We start from the raw sequence: 16,957 nt of genomic DNA, 5'->3' as shown, positions 1-16,957 counted from the left end.
CGCTGGGCTCGCAAAAAAGCATGAGAAAAATGATATACGCAGCGCTGCGCGAGCTGTGTGATCTTGAGTATCGAAAGGTTGCAGTTTGTTCTTTCCGAGGCCGGGAGTTTGACGTCTTGATTACGTAAGGAGGGGAACCGTCGACAAATCCTGCAGAACGGGCATGTTGCCGAGTCGATTGGCCGAGGGGGGGCTATGAAACGAACGCTGGGCGCGTGGGGAAGAGGGATTGTCAGAGCGTGTCTTGCTGGGCCATTGCGCCTGGCCGGTTACAGAATCGAAAGACAGCAGGCTCTCATACACGATATGAGGGCACCGGGAAGGTGTCCCACTCCTTTGGAAGGCATGTATTCGAGCAAGCAGCGTAGATACGTGGTAGACGTGCCGCTTGCCCTGCTGGCATGCACCAACCTGATGCACATCTGGATCCAGGTGATTCGCGCCTATGAACGCGGTGGAAGGGATGCGGCACTGCGGTTCTTTTCCCATTATTTTGATGAATTCCAGCCAAAGAATGTGGCCGAGTTTCTGAATGTCGTGCCCAACAAGCAGTGGCTTCGCCTGGATCCACTTGCTTATGTTTACCCTTGGGATGCGTCGACGCCGGAGGAGAAGAAGGAGTTCCGCATCGAGTTGATGCGCGACGAGGCGCGAAAGAATGGTTTTGAAGCCTGGCGCGAGGAGGATGGTTGGAAAGGTTTTGGCCCAGTCTCCCCCAAGTTGGTGGAAATGGAGCTGAAAAGGCTTATCGAGGCTTATGAGTCCATCAAGCGCATAGGGCTGAAGGAGGAGTTCGGGCTGATCAGGGGTAGAATATTTTCCACTGAGGGAGAGGAAATCATCCAGCCAAGGCATGGCTGGCATCGTGTTGCGATATGTCTGGCTCTGGAAATAGATAGTATTCCCATGTTGTTCGATAAGGATAACCCCGTCATCAGGCTCGAGGAAGCCCATTTATGGCCTAATGTTAGGCGCGGGTTGTATACAGAGGATGAGGCTGTCGAAATTTTCCGCCGCCGATTCGAGCGGCATTTACAAGAACGATTATGGCCGAAACGTGAAGAAATTATACAAGCCGTCTAGCTATCGGAAAAGCCAGAGCGAGATGAAAAATGAATACTATCGGGCGCGTGAATGGGAGTTCGGCTGAGTCTGGCACCATGTTCAAGCTTGCGAAAAAAGCGCGGGAGCCTGCGAGTGAGCCAGCCTTGTTGCAGGAAAGGAGGGGTGTGGTAAGACGAGACTTCTCATGTTTTGCCATATGGGAGGGGGGGCGAAGCAAAGAAGGTGAGATCGTTGAAGGAATAAGGCGAAACTTTAATATACTGGGCGATTACAATATATATTGGTCAGAGCGGAATTATAATAGGAATATTCAGCGCCTCTACCAAAGACCCTCGGGATCACTTGAGTTCAAAGGGTACGACAGGAAAATCGGAAAGCCCCCGTTTCGCTTCATTATTGTTGAGGATCTGGAGCCACAGTACACCTTGATTCGAAATGTATCCGGTAACATAGAGCTTTCTAACCGAAATATCGTGAAGAAAAAATATGAGTTTCGCGCTTGGTTTGATAAAGCGTACCAGGTGCATTCCAGCAACAATTACGAGGAATTTATCTTCCAGACGTCGCTCGTTCTCGGTAGCGAACTTCTTCGCGAGTGTCTGTCTTCCGATGTTCCGATAAAGAAAGACATACACAAGGATCTAGAGGGAGCCAATGGCTGGCGGGACTGGAATGAGCCATTTGAAGTCCTGAATAACTGTGTTAAATACCTTGTGCTGAGAAATTTTGAAAATCTTCCTGTCAGATCCGGCTGTGGTGACGTGGATTTCCTTTGTTCCGATTTTCAGAAACTGGCCTCGGCGGCCAACGTCTACCAGAAGCGTGGAAGGCCTTACAAAGGAACTATCGATATTGCAGGCAATACGATACCTGTCGATATTCGATTCGTGGGAGATGGTTATTACCCCTGTTCGTGGGAGAAGGACATGCTGGAACGCAGGAAGAAGCATGAAAATTTCTTTGTTCCCGAGCTGGAGGATCTCTTCTTTTCGCTCCTCTATCACTGTAAGGTGCATAAGAGTCGTGTTGGTGAAAATTATGTCGCGCTGCTCGAAGAGATTGCAAGGGAAAAGCAGTGGGGTTGGTATCAGGATGTCAATGTACATGATAACGTGCAAGTGGGTGGCCTGCTCAAGGGATATCTGAAATCAAATAACTATTACTACGAAAAACCCATAGACGTTGGCGTTCATATCAACAAGGAAGTGGTGAAATTGCTAAGCGAGTCGATGTTCGGTGAGCGAGAATTGGGGGTTTTTGGAAAAATGGCCATGAGGCCTGTTCGTCTCGCCAACAAGGTTTTGAGAAAGGTGAAAGATCAAGTTAAGCCGACTTTCAATCAGGTTGGAAAATTCATTCATTAAGATCCGGCTCGAGGGATGAAGAATGAGAAGGGTTGAGGGGATCGTGTCTTCAGGGAGGGGGAGGGCTAACGAACATATAGCTCATTCCGTCGAGGAGATAGAACATCTCACGGGGCTGCGCATCTTCCCAGGTTCCTTGAATATCGTCCTTGACGATGGCGTTAAGCTGCGCGTCGCTTGCGCCAAGAAATTCGATAATGGGAGGCGCTTTATCTGGCCGGCTTTCATAGCCGGCCAGCCTGTCTGGATCTATCGTTGGCAAGGCACGCCATTCCATATTATGGAAATTCTTTCTGACAAAAAACTCAGAGAGGTTTTTGACCTGAAGGACGGGTCAAAGGTAAAAATCGACTTGAATGAAGATTTTGTCGAGAAAATGTGCTTGCGCGAAAAAATATCCACACTTGTGATTTGGGGGTTTGGTAGGAGTCATCTTTACTACCGAAGAACCTACACCAGTAACAGGATGATTTTCTTTGCCAGAAGGTGCATGCGGGATGGGCAAAGAAAATGATGACGAGTCGATACGGAGCGACAATGAATAAGGCTAGCATCAGTGTGATCATGCCGGCATTCAACGTCTCGCATTACGTCATGGAGGCGCTAGCCTCCATGGCAAGCCAGGTGGTTCTTCCCGATGAAGTCATCATTATCGATGATGGCAGCACGGATGATACCCTGGCATTGGTTGAAAAATTCCAACATCCCTATCCTGTCAAAATTCTTTCTACCAGCAACCAAGGGCAGGGAAGTGCCAGAAACCTGGGACTTTCGTTGGCTAGTTGTGAATACGTCTATTTTTTCGACTCGGATGACTTGGTGACGCCGGACTTCATAGCCGATATGAAAAGTTTGGCAGAGAACAATGCTTTTCCAGATATTGTTTTCTTCTCGGGAAGGAGCTTTTACGACGGCGTCGATGAAAGCATCATCCAGCTGGAATATGGCAGGGGATTTGATGGAGTCTTCGAGTCCTCGATAGAACTTCTCGAAGCGTTCCGTGCTAGCGGAAGATTTTCCGCCTCGACCTGTCTGTACATGAGCAGGCGCCGCCTATGGTCCGATGCCTCGCTTAGGTTCATCCAACACTTTCATGAGGATGAATGCATCCTCTACCCGTTGGTGATGGCCGCTAGACGCTTTCTGGTGACGCAGCAGGTTTACTTTGAAAGACGCATAAGACTGAACTCGACCATGACCCAGCACAAGGTCCCCAAGCACGTTCAGGGCATGCATGCTACCGTCAGGACCCTCCTGAGGCTCAACCGGAAAGTGAGGGACAGGCAGCTCACCACGTTCATCCATCGACGGATGAGGCTTTTTCTCAAGCGCTATGTATCCCTGTGCAGGAGCGCAGGAACGGAGATCGACTTGAACCTGCTGGTGAGGACTTGCCTGGCATTGCGTGACCCCATGGTGCTGGCATATCTGCTCTACTACCTGTTCGATGGCCCGGCGAGGGGGCGGATCAGGAGATACATGCGCGCAGGATCGAGAGGATGACGAACCTCACGGTGGCGCCTAGGTATCCGGCACCGGACAGTTACTCATCCCGCAGTTGGTGCCGATAGCACGGAGGCGATGCAGGCTCGAGATCTTCGGCATCTTCTTGCCTTAGCGCCTCCAGCAGGGCCTGCCGCAGCAGAGGTAAATAGGACTCCTCAAGGTTGCGTGCCGCGGAAAGCAGCGTCAACTTCCCCTGGCGGGCATATCGCATCAGAGGAATCAGGCACTCGGGATGGTCGCGTAGCTCGCCACGGTAGCGTACCGCAAAGACCTTGGGGCTGATTTCATCCTGACGTAGCTGACGATTCAACAAGGGCGACGGGGAGGCGTCCCGATACCACTCGGTCAGCGCCAGGCTCTCGCGCCTCTTGCCGCGGGGCCAGAGCCGATCGACCAGAACTCGCGCACCGTCTTCCGGTGCGTGCGGACTATAGATACGCTTGAGCGAGATCGCGTAGCTCACGACACCTCCTGCCTCTTCCGTTCTCCTTGGCACATCAGCGCTGCGTCAAGGCCTCCATGGCCCGCTCCCGCCATGGACCCGGCAGCTCGGCGGCACGTGACAGCGCCTGCCGGGCGAGCTCCTCCTCTCCCTGGGCGCGTTGCAGCAGGCCCAGGTTCAACCAAGCCGCACCCAGGTCGCTGCGCTGCGTCACGGCGCTCTGTAGTGCCTCGATGGCGCCCGGCGCATTACCGGCAGCATGGCGGGCATTGCCCAGGGCAAAGTGGCCCATGCCGGAGCCGGGGAAGCGTTTGACCAAAGCCTCCCAGGCCGGGAGGGCTGCTTCGGCCCCCTGCACCTGCTCGAAGGCAGCGATCGCCTGTAGCGCGCGCTGCTCACCGACACCGCTAGGCATCTCACCGGGAGCCAGGGCGACGAAAGCCCAACGGTCGCTGCGTGCCCAGGTGGCATCGAAGCGGCGGAAGGATTCGATGCGCGCCGCTTCCTCACCGCTGTGCAGCGTCATTTCCTCGGCCTCCAGATCGTAGCCGATAGCGACGGCGTAATGCCACATCGGCCACGCTGGAAGGGCAAGGTTCTGCATGACGACGACAGGGTGGCCAGCGGCGATTTCCGTCAGCAGCGCATCGAAGCTGTTGTCCAGCACGAAGGGAATGCGGCCATGACGCCTCACCGTGGCGAGCATTTCAGGCTGTACGCTGCCCTCGCGACCGGGGATGAATACCTGGGGAATCAGGCTCTCCATGGCCACGTCGACGTCGCCATGGTTGAGCACCATGGCCAGCGATGCGGGGCCGCACTGGTACTCGCGCTGGGAATGGAAAGGCACGCCGTCGATTGCGGCCTGGCGGGGTAGCGCCTGCTCGGTGCTTTCGGCCAGGCGAGGCGTCGAGGCGCAACCCGTCAGCACCAGCAGCCAAAAGCCCAACAGAAGAACGCCCGCTAAGCGGGCGTTCATGCATGCTGGCTTGAAACGGCTCTGCATGTCGTTTCTCATCAGCGCGTGAAGGGGAAGACGTTGGTCAGGCCCAGGATGTCGGTGACCAGCAGGACGAGGAAGATGAGCACCAGGGCACCGACGACGCTGGCACCGGCGGGCAGCTGGTCGAGCTGCTCGGCCATCTGGCGCGCTTCCTCGTCGGATAGCGCCGCTACCCGGGCTTCGACTTCGGCCAGGTCGACGCCCTGGGCGATGAGCTGCTCTTGAACGTCGGCACGAGACAGGATCTCGTTGATGCGTTCCCGGTCGGCGTCGGCCCGCTCGGCCGAGAGAGCCGCCTGGGTGGAAACCAGCTCGCTGGCGGGAAGCGGGGCGGCGGAAACCGAGACGCTGCCGAGCACCAGGGCCAGGATCAGTAGGGGGCTGAGAAAGCGGCGGAGTGTTTTCATGATCAGTGTTCCTTCTTCTTGGGGAAAGGCTTCCGGCTCTTGAATGATCCAGCGCTCCCGGTTCGGTGAGCGCAGTCGTCCACTTGCTCCAACGATGCTGTATAAGTATAAGCAGAAAGCGCGTGAAATTTCATGCCCTTGCATAAAGCGATTTGGCGAGAGGTCACGGGGCGGCCTAAAGGCTCAGCCGACGCGGTAGGAGGACGGCAGTTCGGCCAGCAGGCCGCGGCCACCCGCCAGTGTCAGCGCCAGATCGTGAAGTGCCTCCCAGGGTGGCAGTTGGGCCGCGCCCTTGATCGAGAGATCGAGGCGTTGAGCGAACAGCAGCAGCTTGTGCAGGCGTTTCCTTGGCAAACGCGCAATGGCCTGCTGGTAGGCGGGACGGCGCTTGTCGAAGATGGCTGGCTTCTGAGCCTTGCAGGCGTGCTCGAAGCTTTGGCCCTGGTCGAGATGCTGGTGCAGCGAGAGCAGCGTGCGCAACTCGCGGTTGAGGGCCCACAGCACGATGGGGGCCTCGACCCCTTCGCCGCGCAAGCCGCGAACGATCCGCGAGACGCGCTCGCGCTCGCCCTTGAGGCAGGCATCGGTCAAGGTGAAGACGTCGTAGCGCGCGCTGTCCTCCACGCCGCCGGCGATCTGAGCGGGGCCCACGCGCGTTCCTGGGGGCAGCAGCAGGGCCAGTTTCTGCAGCTCCTGGTCCGCCGCGAGCAGGTTGCCTTCGGTGCGTTCGCCGAGCAGGCGGGCGGCATCCAGGTCGAGCGAGAGACCGTGGCGCTCGGCTCGGTCGCGTAGCCAGAAGCCCAGCCGCGCCACATCGACCGGCCACACCGGCACGAACAGGCCTGTCTTGTCGAGCGCCTGGAACCAGGCGCTCTTCTGCTGGCGGAAGTCGAGCTTGCCCATGCTGACGAGCAGGACGTTGTCGCGGTTGCCCGGCGCGTCGGCATACTCCTTCAGCGCCTTGGCGCCTTCCTGGCCAAGGTTCTGGTTGCCCAGGCGCAGCTCGATCAACTTGCTCGAGGCGAACAGCGACAGGCTGGCGGCTGCCTCACGCAGCCGGCCCCAGGCGAAGTTGGCTTCCACATGCAGGATGTCGCGCTCCTCGATGCCGCGTTCGCGGGCCGCGCTGCGCACGGCATCGCAGGCTTCCATGTGTTGCAGCGGTTCCTCGCCGGCCACGATCACCACCGGGGGCAGCTTCTTGGCCAGCGCTTCCGGCAGCTTGTCGGCAAAGATCTTCACGGGCGCGCCTTCACGAGAGCTTCCATCTTCACGGCTGAGCCCCATCCAGAGTGCGCAGGCGATCGAACAGGCGGCGCACGGCTTCCTGGCGTAGCTCCTGGCGCGCTTCCTCGCGCAGGTCGTCCTGGGCCAGCAGGTTGTCGTCGCTGACGGTGAAACGGGTCGATACCTCGAGACGCTGTTCGGAGAGCCGATAGACACCGTCGCTACGCCGTTGCACCGAGAAGGGCACCGTGAGCGCCATTTCCCGCTCCTGCGGGCCGCTGTCGAGGACGCTCAACTGGCGCTCACGGAACGTCTCCGGGCCGAGGTTGAGCACTTGCGGGGCGTTGTCGTGCACCTGGGTACCGACCGCCACCAGGCGCTCTTCCACCAGGCGGGCGAGGTCGCTGTCCGTACCCGCCAGGGCGAGTTCGTCGAGGGCCAGCCCCGGCGTATCGAAGCCGCGCAGGCGAAAGCCACAGCCGGCCAGTGCCAGGGCCGCCCCGGCGGCCACGGCAAGGTTGAGAAATTCGCGTCGCTGCATGGGCGCTCCCGTTCGGTCTGCGTCAGCTCACCACGATATTGACCAGCTTGCCCGGTACCACGATCACCTTGCGTACCGTCTTGCCTTCGGTGTGCCGCTGGACGTTCTCGGCGGCGAAGGCTTCGGCTTCAATGGCTTCCTTGGCGGCCTCGGCGGCGACTTCGATGCGGGCACGCAGCTTGCCGTTGACTTGGACCACCAGCTCGATGGTGTCGCGTGCGAGGGCCGATTCGTCCACCTGTGGCCAGGCGGCGTCGATGGCCGGCTCCTCGTGGCCCAGCTCGCGCCACAGCGCATGGCAGGCATGCGGCGTGATCGGTGCCAGCAGCAGCACGCAGGCTTCCACGGCCTCGCGGGCCACGGCCAGGCCCTGGGGGCTGGCATCGTCGAACTTGGCCAGGGCGTTGGTCAGCTCCATCACCGCGGCGATGGCGGTATTGAAGGTGGTGCGCCGACCGATGTCGTCGCTGGCCTTCTTGATCGTCTCGTGGGTCTTGCGCCGCAGTTCACGCTGGGTGTCGTTGAGCGCAGCGGTGTCCAGCTTGCCCGGCTGACCGGCCTCGAGGTGCTCGGCAACCAGGCGCCACAGGCGCTTGAGGAAACGGCTGGCACCCTCGACGCCGGAGTCGGACCACTCGAGCGACTGCTCCGGCGGGGCGGCGAACATCATGAACAGGCGCACGGTATCGGCGCCGAAGCGGTCGATCATCGACTGCGGATCGACGCCGTTGTTCTTCGACTTGGACATCTTCTCGATGCCGCCCATCTCCACCGGCTGGCCGTCCTTGATCAGCACCGCGCTGACCGGGCGCCCCTTGTCGTCGCGTTGGACCTCGACATCGGCGGGATTGAACCATTCCTTGCCGCCGTTCGGCGTCGAGCGGTAGAAGGTTTCGGCGATGACCATGCCCTGGGTGAGCAGGCGCTGGAACGGCTCGTCGACCTTCACCAAACCCAGGTCGCGCATCAGCTTGGTGAAGAAGCGCGCGTAGAGCAGGTGAAGGATGGCGTGCTCGATCCCGCCGATGTAGAGATCCACCGGCAGCCAGTAGTCGGCACGCTCGTCGAGCATGGCTTCGCGATTGTCGGCACAGCAGAAGCGGGCGAAGTACCAGGACGATTCCATGAAGGTATCGAAGGTATCGGTCTCGCGCACCCAGCCGTCGCCCAGGTCATAGAACTCGGGCATCTTCTTCAGCGGCGAGCCGCTGGCGTCGACGGTCACCTCCATCGGCAGGGCCACCGGCAGCTCGTCGTCGGAGAGCGGCACGGTCTGGCCTTCGGGGCCGTACTTGACCGGAATCGGTGCGCCCCAGTAGCGCTGGCGGGCCACGCCCCAGTCGCGCAGGCGATAGTTGATCTTCACCTCGCCGCGACCCAGCTCGGCCAACCTGCCGGCAATGGCCTCGAAGGCGGCATCGAAGTCCAGGCCGTCGAACTCACCGGAATTGATCAGCCGGCCGTACTCCACATAGGCGCCCTCGGAAAGATCCGGGGCCAGGCCGCTCTCGTCGCTGATCACCGCTTCGATGGGCAGGTCGTACTTGGTGGCGAACTCCCAGTCGCGCTGGTCGTGGCCGGGAACGGCCATGACCGCACCGGTACCGAACTCCATCAGTACGAAGTTGGCGACGTACACCGGCACTTCGCGACCGGTCAGCGGGTGCACCGCCACCTGGCCGGTGGCCATGCCGCGCTTCTCCTTGGTGGCGAGTTCCGCCTCGGAGGTGCCGCCGCGCGCGCACTCCTCGCAGAAGGCGGCCAGTTCGGCGTTGCCCTGCGCCGCGGCCCTGGCCAGCGGATGGCCGGCCGCCACCGCCACATAGGTCACGCCCAGCAGCGTGTCGGGGCGGGTGGTATAGACCGACAGCGGCTCGGCGATGCTGCCGTCCGCGTTCCTGATGTCGAAGCTGAGTTCCACGCCGCGCGACTTGCCGATCCAGTTGCGCTGCATGGTCTTGACCTGCTCGGGCCACTCGATCTTGTCGAGATCGGCGAGCAGCTCATCGGCATAGTCGGTGATCTTGAGGAACCACAGCGGGATTTCCTTGCGCTCCACCAGTGCACCGGAGCGCCAGCCGCGACCTTCGATGACCTGCTCGTTGGCCAGTACGGTCTGGTCCACCGGGTCCCAGTTGACCGTGGACATCTTCTTGTAGACCAGGCCCTTCTCCACCAGCTTGGCAAAGAACCACTGCTCCCAGCGGTAGTAGTCGGTGTCACAGGTGGCGAACTCGCGGCCCCAGTCGTAGGCGAACCCCAGCGCCTGGAGCTGGCTGCGCATGTAGTCGATGTTGTCGTAGGTCCACTTGGCCGGTGGCACCCGGTTCTGGATCGCCGCGTTCTCTGCCGGCATGCCGAAGGCGTCCCAGCCCATGGGCTGCATCACGTTCTTGCCCTGCATGCGCTGGAAGCGCGAGACCACGTCGCCAATGGTGTAGTTGCGCACATGCCCCATGTGCAGCTTGCCGCTGGGGTAGGGGAACATCGACAGGCAGTAGAACTTCTCGCGGCTGGCATCCTCCACCGCCTTGAAGCACTGGTTCTTCTCCCAGAAGTCCTGGGCGTCGCGTTCGATTTCAAAGGGCTTGTACTGTGCGTCCATCGGCTTTCGAAATGACCTTAGAGTGTGTTGGCGCGGTAGCACCGTGCGCTTGCGCAGAAAGTTGTCCGACGTCATTGCCGGCCGGCAGCCATACGATAAAATGTTGAACTGACGGCGGGATGGCGTCTAAATGGTAACCAAGGATACCCCAGTAGGGCAGGCCCGGCCATGCCCGGTCCATGCCGAAAACCGCTTCGAGGAGATGACCATGAGCGAACGTCCCGACTCCCATCGCGAACATCGGCTGCGTGAGGGCTACGAGCGCATGCTGGCCCGGCTGCGTGAGGGCGCGGATGATCTGACCTGGGAGAACCTGCAGCGGGAACTGGACGAGGCGGTCGAATTCGAGGCGGAACTCGAGGAATTCACCAAGGATGAGCTCGCCCTGCTGCGTGCCTGGGTCGAGCGCGACCTGATCGACATGCGGCGCTACCTGCGGGCGGGAGGCCGTGGCGTCGCCGCCTGGCTGGGCATCGATCTCGACCTGCTGTCGCGCAAGGTGGTGGATTCGCTGTTCTCCATCGCCGACCGCAGCATCGTCGAGAACGCCCAGCTCAACGAAGACCTGGAGGCGGCACGGGCCGACTACTGCGAGGGTGAGGTGGCGGCACCAGGACGCATGGCCTGCGTGCACTGCGATGCGGTCGTCGAGCTGGAGGGCGTGACTCGCATCGAACCCTGCCATCGGTGCGGGCATCGCTACTTCTACCGTATCTCCCAGTGAGACGCTACACCCAGGCATCGAGCGCGATGATGGCCACCATCACCAGGCCGCTGAGCAGCAGGGCGTACCCCAGGTTGTGACGCATCATGCGGTAGCCGCTGACGCCATAGCGCCCCTGCAGCGACAGATTGATGCCTGACAGCGGCCCCACCGAGGTGCCCACCGCCCAGGAGGCCAGAGCGGTAAAGGCAAACAGCGTCTGCTCGTTGCCACTCAGGTCCAGCATCGAGGCCAGTACCGAGACGCCGATGATCGGATGCAGCCCGGCCACGGCGCTGATCACGATGGCGAGAAAGCTGATCACGGCCTGGGCCGAGCCGAAATGAGAGAATAGCCGCCATTCGCTGCCCGTCGCAGCGGCGACGAAGGTGGAGAGTCCCAGGGTCAGCAAACCTGCCGAGAGGAACAGGGCAATCTCGCCGCGCATCGCCGGCAGGCGCGTCAGCGTGTGCTGGCGCACGCGGCGCAGGGTCCAGCGCGGCCCGGCCGGGAGGTTGCTGACCAGTGCCACCGCCGGCAGCAGAAACGTGATGATGCTGACGATGCCGAGCCGAGGCGTGAGCTGAAAGTGAAACAGCATCACCAGTATGGCCATCGATACCGGCATCAGCAGGCTACGCGGCGAGAGCGAGAAGCCCGCTACTTCGGCGAGGTCGAAGCGGCGCGACAGCTCGAACGTGGTGAGTGCCCCGCTGACCAGCGCCAAGGGCAGCCCGATGGCCAGGACACGCAAATACTCCATGCCCGGGGCCAGGGTCATCACCACGCCCATCGAGGCGAAGAACGGCGACCACAGCGCGGCGCTGGAGAGGCCGCGATTGAGCGCCAGCAACTGGGGTGTAGTCAGCGGGGCGCGGCGGGCCAGGCGGTCGCCGATCATGAACACCGTCGAAAGATTGAGAATGGTGCCGAGCAGATGGACGCCGAGCCAGGTACCCAGGGTGCCCCGTCGCCCCGTAATCGGGCGGCCCAACGGACGCGACGAGCCGCTGCGGTTGCCGATCAGGCCGATGAAGCTGACACCGACCAACATCGCCACCACATAGGTGTTGCCGCTGGTGACTGCCGGCCAGGCGATGTCGCTGGCGTAGCGCCAACCCGCCAGGATCAGCAGTCCCAGGCCGATGGCGGCCAATGCGCCGGCCTGCCAGCGGGTGCGGCGGGGAATGTCGCGCCACAGCAGCAGGGTTGCCATCCATAGCACGTAACCCACCCCGTGTGGCAGAAGTACGATCCCGGCGAAGGCGAGGATCTGCTGTACCAGCCCAAGCAGGATCAGCCCGCCGGCCAGGGCATGGCGCAAGGATGTCGGTGACGAGTCGGGTGGGGACACGATGGCTCAGGGCTCCAGGCGGAGTCAGGTTTATTGTGAGCAGTCTAACAATTTCTTCCTAACTCCTGCGACTCGTTGCGTCACGCGCCTCCTCCAGCAGGGAGAGCATCGCCCGCGCGGCATTCGAAAGCGTACGGCTGCGGTGCACCAGATAACCCAGAGAGCGGGTGATGGTCGGATGCTCCACGTCGAGTTCGTGGAGCTCGCCTACCACCATTCGCTCCGGCAGCAGGCTCCAGCCCAGGCCGATGGCGGTCATCATCTTGAGGGTTTCGAGATAGTTGGTGGAGAGGGCTACCGGCAGCTCGAGGCCGGCAGCGGCAAAGCGCGATTCGATCAACGTGCGGGTGAAGGTCATGGGACCGGGCAGCACGGCATCGAAGGCGCACAGCTCGTGCAGCGTGAGCCGGCCGCGTGTCGCCAGTGGATGATCGAGGCCACAGACGAAGCACATCCGGTCCTCCCATACCGGGACCACCTCGAGCTGCGGGTCGGGGTGCGGAGCCAGGGTGACCACGGCCGTTTCCAGCTCGCCGTCCAGTACCCCCTGATAGGCCAGCTCCGAGTCGAGAAAGCGCAGGTCCAGACGCACCCCGGGGTGTGCCTGGGTGTAAGCTTTCAACAGGGGCGGCAGGCGATGCAGGCCGATATGATGGCTGGTGGCGAGCGTCAGGCTGCCGGCCACCTGGCCTTCGAGATTGGTCAGCGCGCGGCGGCTGTCGTCCACCATGACGAGAATTTGCCGGGCGCGGGGCAGCAGCACCCGGCCCGCCTCGGTGAGGGTGACGCGGCGGCCGATGCGGTCGAACAGCCGCGCGCCGATCTGGTCTTCCAAGGTGGCGATGCGCTTGGAGACCGCCGGCTGGGTCAGGTGCAGGTGCTCGCCGGCGCGGGAGAAGCTGCCGCTGTCGGCCACGGCGAGGAAGGCTTGCAGGCTTTGGGTGTCCATCCTATCGCTTGTATTCCTGTTGGGAATCCAATGAATAAATAACATGAATTGCTTTTATGGGCGAGCCGCGCAAGACTGCAATCACTCGGCCATGGCAATGCAGGAAAGGGGTAGCCTTGGCATGTCGGGGCTTTGCCGGCGACAAGGTCTTCGAGGAGGCGCTGTGAACCCATCCCTGGGCGCTACTTTTGCCATCCATGGCAAAAGACCTCCTCTCCGACCTGTCCCCGGCGCCCCTCGGCAAGTTCTGCTGCAATGGCCCTTTGAGGCAATACGTACGAGATCGGCGAACCTTGGGGAGTCTTTCCCTAGACCGGACAGGCAAAGGGCCACAGAGCCCCGGAGAACGATATGGCAGGCCAGACGCTTTACGACAAGCTGTGGTCGCAGCACCTGGTGAAGGAGCGCGACGACGGCACCGCACTGATCTACATCGACCGCCAGCTGCTGCACGAAGTGACCTCGCCTCAGGCCTTCGAGGGGCTGCGTCTGGCCGGGCGCAAGCCGTGGCGTCTCGACGCCAACCTGGCCACGCCGGACCATAACGTGCCGACCACGCTGAAGGAGCGTGCCGAGGGCAACGCCGGCATCAAGGATCCGGTGTCGTTGATCCAGGTGCAGACGCTTGACGACAACTGCGTCGAGTTCGGCATCGAAGAGTTCAAGATCAACGACCCGCGCCAGGGCATCGTGCACGTGGTGGGGCCGGAGCAGGGCGCCACTCTGCCGGGCATGACCGTTGTCTGCGGCGACTCCCACACCGCTACCCACGGCGCCTTCGCCGCGCTGGCCCACGGCATTGGCACCTCCGAGGTGGAGCACGTGCTCGCCACCCAGTGCCTGCTGGCGCAGAAGATGAAGAACATGCAGGTGCGCGTCGAGGGCAAGCTCGGCACCGGCGTCACCGCCAAGGACGTGGTGCTGGCCATCATCGGCAGGATCGGCACCGCCGGAGGCACCGGCTACGCCATCGAGTTCGCCGGCAGCGCCATTCGCGACCTCTCCATGGAGGGGCGCATGACGGTGTGCAACATGGCCATCGAGGCCGGCGCCCGGGTCGGCCTGATCGCGGTGGACGACACCACGATCGAGTACCTCGCCGAGCGCCCCTTCGCCCCCAGGGGCGAGCAGTGGCAGGCCGCCGTGGCGGACTGGCGCAACCTGGTCTCCGATGCGGACGCCCGGTTCGACAAGGTGGTCACGTTGGATGCCGCCGAGATCGAGCCCCAGGTGAGCTGGGGCACCAGCCCCGAAATGGTCACCGGTATCTCCGGCGAAGTGCCCGACCCGGCCGAGCAGAACGATGAGACCGTCAAGCGCGGCTACACCCGTGCACTGGAGTACATGGGGCTCGCGCCCAAGCAGAAGATCACCGAGATCAAGCTCGACAAGGTGTTCATCGGCTCGTGCACCAACTCGCGCATCGAGGACCTGCGCGAGGCGGCCAAGGTGGCGCGCGGCAAGAAGGTGGCCGACTCGATCAAGCTCGCCATGGTGGTGCCGGGCTCCGGCCTGGTGAAGCGCCAGGCCGAAGCCGAGGGGCTCGACAAGATCTTCATCGAGGCGGGCTTCGAGTGGCGCGAGCCGGGCTGCTCCATGTGCCTGGCAATGAATGCCGACAAGCTCGGCGCCGGCGAGCACTGCGCCTCCACCTCGAACCGCAACTTCGAGGGTCGCCAGGGCTATGGCGGCCGCACCCACCTGGTCAGCCCGGCCATGGCCGCCGCCGCCGCCATCGCCGGCCACTTCGTCGATGTGCGTCGTCTCGACGCCCAGCCCGTTGCAGAGGAGGCCTGAGCCATGAGGAAATTCGAACGCACCGAAGGGCTCGTCGCACCGCTCGACCGGGCCAACGTCGATACCGACCTGATCATTCCCAAGCAGTTCCTGAAGTCGATCAAGCGCACCGGCTTCGGCGTCAACCTGTTCGACGAGCTGCGCTACCTCGACGAGGGGCAGCCCGGTCAGGACGTTTCCCAGCGTCCGCTCAACCCGGATTTCGTGCTCAACCAGCCGCGCTATCAGGGCGCGAGCGTGCTGCTCGCGCGGCGCAACTTCGGCTGCGGCAGCTCCCGCGAGCATGCCCCCTGGGCGCTGGAGGACTTCGGCTTTCGCGTGGTGATCGCGCCGAGCTTCGCCGATATCTTCTATAACAACGCCTTCAAGAACGGCCTGCTGCTGATCACTTTGCCGGAGGACGTTATCGACCGACTGTTCCGCGAGGTGGAGGCCAGCGAAGGCTATCGCCTCGACGTTGACCTCGAGAACCTGCGGGTGATCACCCCTGCGGGTGAGATTCTCGAGTTCGAGGTCGACGCCTTCCGCAAGCACTGCCTGCTCGAGGGGCTCGACGATATCGGCATCACCCTGCAGGACGAGGATGCCATTCGTGCCTTCGAACAGCGCCACCGTGCCGAGCGGCCGTGGCTGTTCCGCGATAGCGCTCAGGCCTGACACTTCCAGCTCTACCGTCGGAAATGCGGGGCTGATCCGGCTTGCCCTCGGCGCCCCGCGGGGCTGATCCGGCGGCAGGCCTGCGAGGAGGCGCTGTGAACCCATCCCTGGGCGCTACTTTTGCCATCCATGGCAAAAGACCTCCTCTTCGGCCTGCCCCCGGCGCCCCGCTTGCGACGGCGGTAGTCAACCAAGGAAACAATGATGACACGCAAGATTCTGGTACTGCCGGGTGACGGCATCGGACCCGAGATCACCGCCCAGGCGAGCCGCATCCTGGCTAGCTGCCAAGCCCAAGGCCTCGACGTCGAGGTGGAGGAGGCGCTGGTCGGCGGTAGCGCCTACGACGAGCACGGCGAGCCGCTGCCCGCCGTGACCCTGGACAAGGCCAAGGCCGCCGACGCCATCCTGCTCGGCGCCGTGGGCGGTCCCAAGTGGGACAAGCTCGAGGACCTGGCCAAGCGCCCCGAGAAGGGCCTGCTCGGCCTGCGCAAGAACCTCGGCCTGTTCGCCAACCTGCGCCCGGCCATCACCTACCCGCAGCTGGCCAGCGCCTCCAGCCTCAAGCCCGAGCTGGTGGCGGGGCTGGACATCATGATCGTGCGCGAGCTGACCGGCGGCATCTACTTCGGCCAGCCCCGCGGCATCGAGGTGCGCGACGGCCAACGGGTCGGCTTCAACACCTATGTCTATTCCGAGAGCGAGATCGAGCGCATCGGCCGGGTCGCCTTCGAGTTGGCGCAGAAGCGCGGAAAGCGCCTGTGCAGCGTCGACAAGGCCAACGTGCTCGAGGTCACCATCCTGTGGCGCGAGGTGATGGAACGGCTGGCGCCGGAGTACCCCGACGTCGAGCTCTCGCACATGTACGTCGACAACGCCGCCATGCAACTGGTGCGCGCGCCCAAGCAGTTCGACGTGATGGTCACCGGCAACATGTTCGGCGACATCCTCTCCGATGCCGCCGCCATGCTCACCGGCTCCATCGGCATGCTGCCCTCGGCCTCGCTCAACGAGAGCGGGCAGGGCATGTACGAGCCCTGCCACGGCAGCGCGCCGGACATCGCCGGCAAGGGCATTGCCAACCCGCTGGCGACCATCCTCTCGGTGGCGATGATGCTGCGCTATTCGCTCTCCGAGCCCGAGCTGGCGGCTCGCATCGAAAATGCCGTCGGGAAAGTGCTGGACGACGGCCTGCGGACCGCGGATATTGCCTCCGAGGGCACGCGCACCGTATCGACGAGCGAAATGGGCGACGCGGTGCTGGCAGCCTTCGAGGCCGCCTGAACGCCACCGCATACCATTGCCGTTATCCTGGCCCGGGCTCGCCTGCGAGGTGG

General features: G+C 62.2%; 16 protein-coding genes. 8 read left to right on the top strand and 8 right to left on the bottom strand.

All coding sequences use genetic code 11. The features are described from left to right. Window positions 1-381: 381 nt before the first annotated feature. The 4 genes from I4484_RS13050 to I4484_RS13035 all read left to right on the top strand — a co-directional run bounded on the left by I4484_RS13050 (window position 382) and on the right by I4484_RS13035 (window position 3,932). Window positions 382-1,083 carry a hypothetical protein gene (locus I4484_RS13050; RefSeq protein WP_197447712.1) on the top strand — a complete coding sequence of 234 codons (702 nt, stop codon included), beginning with the start codon at window positions 382-384 and terminating at the stop codon, window positions 1,081-1,083. A gap of 77 nt (window positions 1,084-1,160) precedes the next feature. After that, complete coding sequence (locus tag I4484_RS13045) at window positions 1,161-2,429, top strand: hypothetical protein (RefSeq protein WP_197447711.1); 1,269 nt, start codon at window positions 1,161-1,163, stop codon at window positions 2,427-2,429. Window positions 2,430-2,451: 22 nt separating this feature from the next. Then, complete coding sequence (locus tag I4484_RS13040) at window positions 2,452-2,943, top strand: DUF120 domain-containing protein (RefSeq protein ID WP_197447710.1); 492 nt, start codon at window positions 2,452-2,454, stop codon at window positions 2,941-2,943. Between the two features lie 23 nt (window positions 2,944-2,966). Beyond that, window positions 2,967-3,932 carry a glycosyltransferase family A protein gene (locus I4484_RS13035; RefSeq protein WP_197447709.1) on the top strand — a complete coding sequence of 322 codons (966 nt, stop codon included), beginning with the start codon at window positions 2,967-2,969 and terminating at the stop codon, window positions 3,930-3,932. Between the two features lie 40 nt (window positions 3,933-3,972). On the opposite strand, the gene I4484_RS13030 is transcribed toward I4484_RS13035, so the two are convergent. From I4484_RS13030 to leuS, 6 genes are all read right to left on the bottom strand, one after another. Further along, complete coding sequence (locus tag I4484_RS13030; RefSeq protein ID WP_197447708.1) at window positions 3,973-4,398, bottom strand: DUF488 domain-containing protein; 426 nt, start codon at window positions 4,396-4,398, stop codon at window positions 3,973-3,975. A gap of 34 nt (window positions 4,399-4,432) precedes the next feature. Further along, window positions 4,433-5,356: a PA2778 family cysteine peptidase gene (locus I4484_RS13025; protein ID WP_234283460.1), complete on the bottom strand. Its 924-nt coding sequence runs from the start codon at window positions 5,354-5,356 to the stop codon at window positions 4,433-4,435. Between the two features lie 38 nt (window positions 5,357-5,394). After that, complete coding sequence (locus I4484_RS13020; protein WP_197447706.1) at window positions 5,395-5,787, bottom strand: PA2779 family protein; 393 nt, start codon at window positions 5,785-5,787, stop codon at window positions 5,395-5,397. A gap of 183 nt (window positions 5,788-5,970) precedes the next feature. After that, window positions 5,971-7,029, bottom strand: coding sequence for a DNA polymerase III subunit delta (holA, locus tag I4484_RS13015; RefSeq protein ID WP_197447705.1), 1,059 nt, complete (start codon window positions 7,027-7,029; stop codon window positions 5,971-5,973). 28 nt (window positions 7,030-7,057) lie between these two features. Continuing rightward, the gene (lptE, locus tag I4484_RS13010; protein WP_197447704.1) at window positions 7,058-7,555 is read right to left on the bottom strand and encodes an LPS assembly lipoprotein LptE; all 498 of its coding nucleotides are present in this window, start codon (window positions 7,553-7,555) and stop codon (window positions 7,058-7,060) included. Window positions 7,556-7,577: 22 nt separating this feature from the next. After that, complete coding sequence (leuS, locus tag I4484_RS13005) at window positions 7,578-10,160, bottom strand: leucine--tRNA ligase (protein WP_197447703.1); 2,583 nt, start codon at window positions 10,158-10,160, stop codon at window positions 7,578-7,580. Window positions 10,161-10,368: 208 nt separating this feature from the next. Between leuS and I4484_RS13000 the strand changes: the two genes are divergently transcribed. Then, window positions 10,369-10,884: a zinc ribbon-containing protein gene (locus I4484_RS13000; protein ID WP_197447702.1), complete on the top strand. Its 516-nt coding sequence runs from the start codon at window positions 10,369-10,371 to the stop codon at window positions 10,882-10,884. A gap of 4 nt (window positions 10,885-10,888) precedes the next feature. On the opposite strand, the gene I4484_RS12995 is transcribed toward I4484_RS13000, so the two are convergent. Next, window positions 10,889-12,217, bottom strand: coding sequence for a hypothetical protein (locus I4484_RS12995; RefSeq protein ID WP_234283461.1), 1,329 nt, complete (start codon window positions 12,215-12,217; stop codon window positions 10,889-10,891). Between the two features lie 58 nt (window positions 12,218-12,275). Further along, window positions 12,276-13,166, bottom strand: a complete 891-nt coding sequence (locus I4484_RS12990; protein WP_197447701.1) for a LysR family transcriptional regulator — start codon at window positions 13,164-13,166, stop codon at window positions 12,276-12,278. 351 nt (window positions 13,167-13,517) lie between these two features. Between I4484_RS12990 and leuC the strand changes: the two genes are divergently transcribed. The 3 genes from leuC (at window position 13,518) to leuB (ending at window position 16,904) form a co-directional block, all read left to right on the top strand. Beyond that, window positions 13,518-14,963, top strand: coding sequence for a 3-isopropylmalate dehydratase large subunit (leuC, locus tag I4484_RS12985; RefSeq protein ID WP_197447700.1), 1,446 nt, complete (start codon window positions 13,518-13,520; stop codon window positions 14,961-14,963). A 3-nt stretch (window positions 14,964-14,966) separates the two neighbouring features. After that, window positions 14,967-15,620 carry a 3-isopropylmalate dehydratase small subunit gene (leuD, locus tag I4484_RS12980; RefSeq protein ID WP_197447699.1) on the top strand — a complete coding sequence of 218 codons (654 nt, stop codon included), beginning with the start codon at window positions 14,967-14,969 and terminating at the stop codon, window positions 15,618-15,620. 204 nt (window positions 15,621-15,824) lie between these two features. After that, window positions 15,825-16,904 (top strand): 3-isopropylmalate dehydrogenase, encoded by a 1,080-nt coding sequence (gene leuB / locus I4484_RS12975; protein ID WP_197447698.1) that lies wholly within the window; start codon window positions 15,825-15,827, stop codon window positions 16,902-16,904. Window positions 16,905-16,957 lie beyond the last annotated feature (53 nt).

This window comes from Halomonas sp. SS10-MC5 (assembly GCF_015992245.1).
GTDB classification, from domain to species: domain Bacteria; phylum Pseudomonadota; class Gammaproteobacteria; order Pseudomonadales; family Halomonadaceae; genus Halomonas; species Halomonas sulfidoxydans.
The sequence above is the reverse complement of the archived record's forward strand: the minus strand, read 5'-3'. Positions and strand labels throughout refer to the sequence as shown.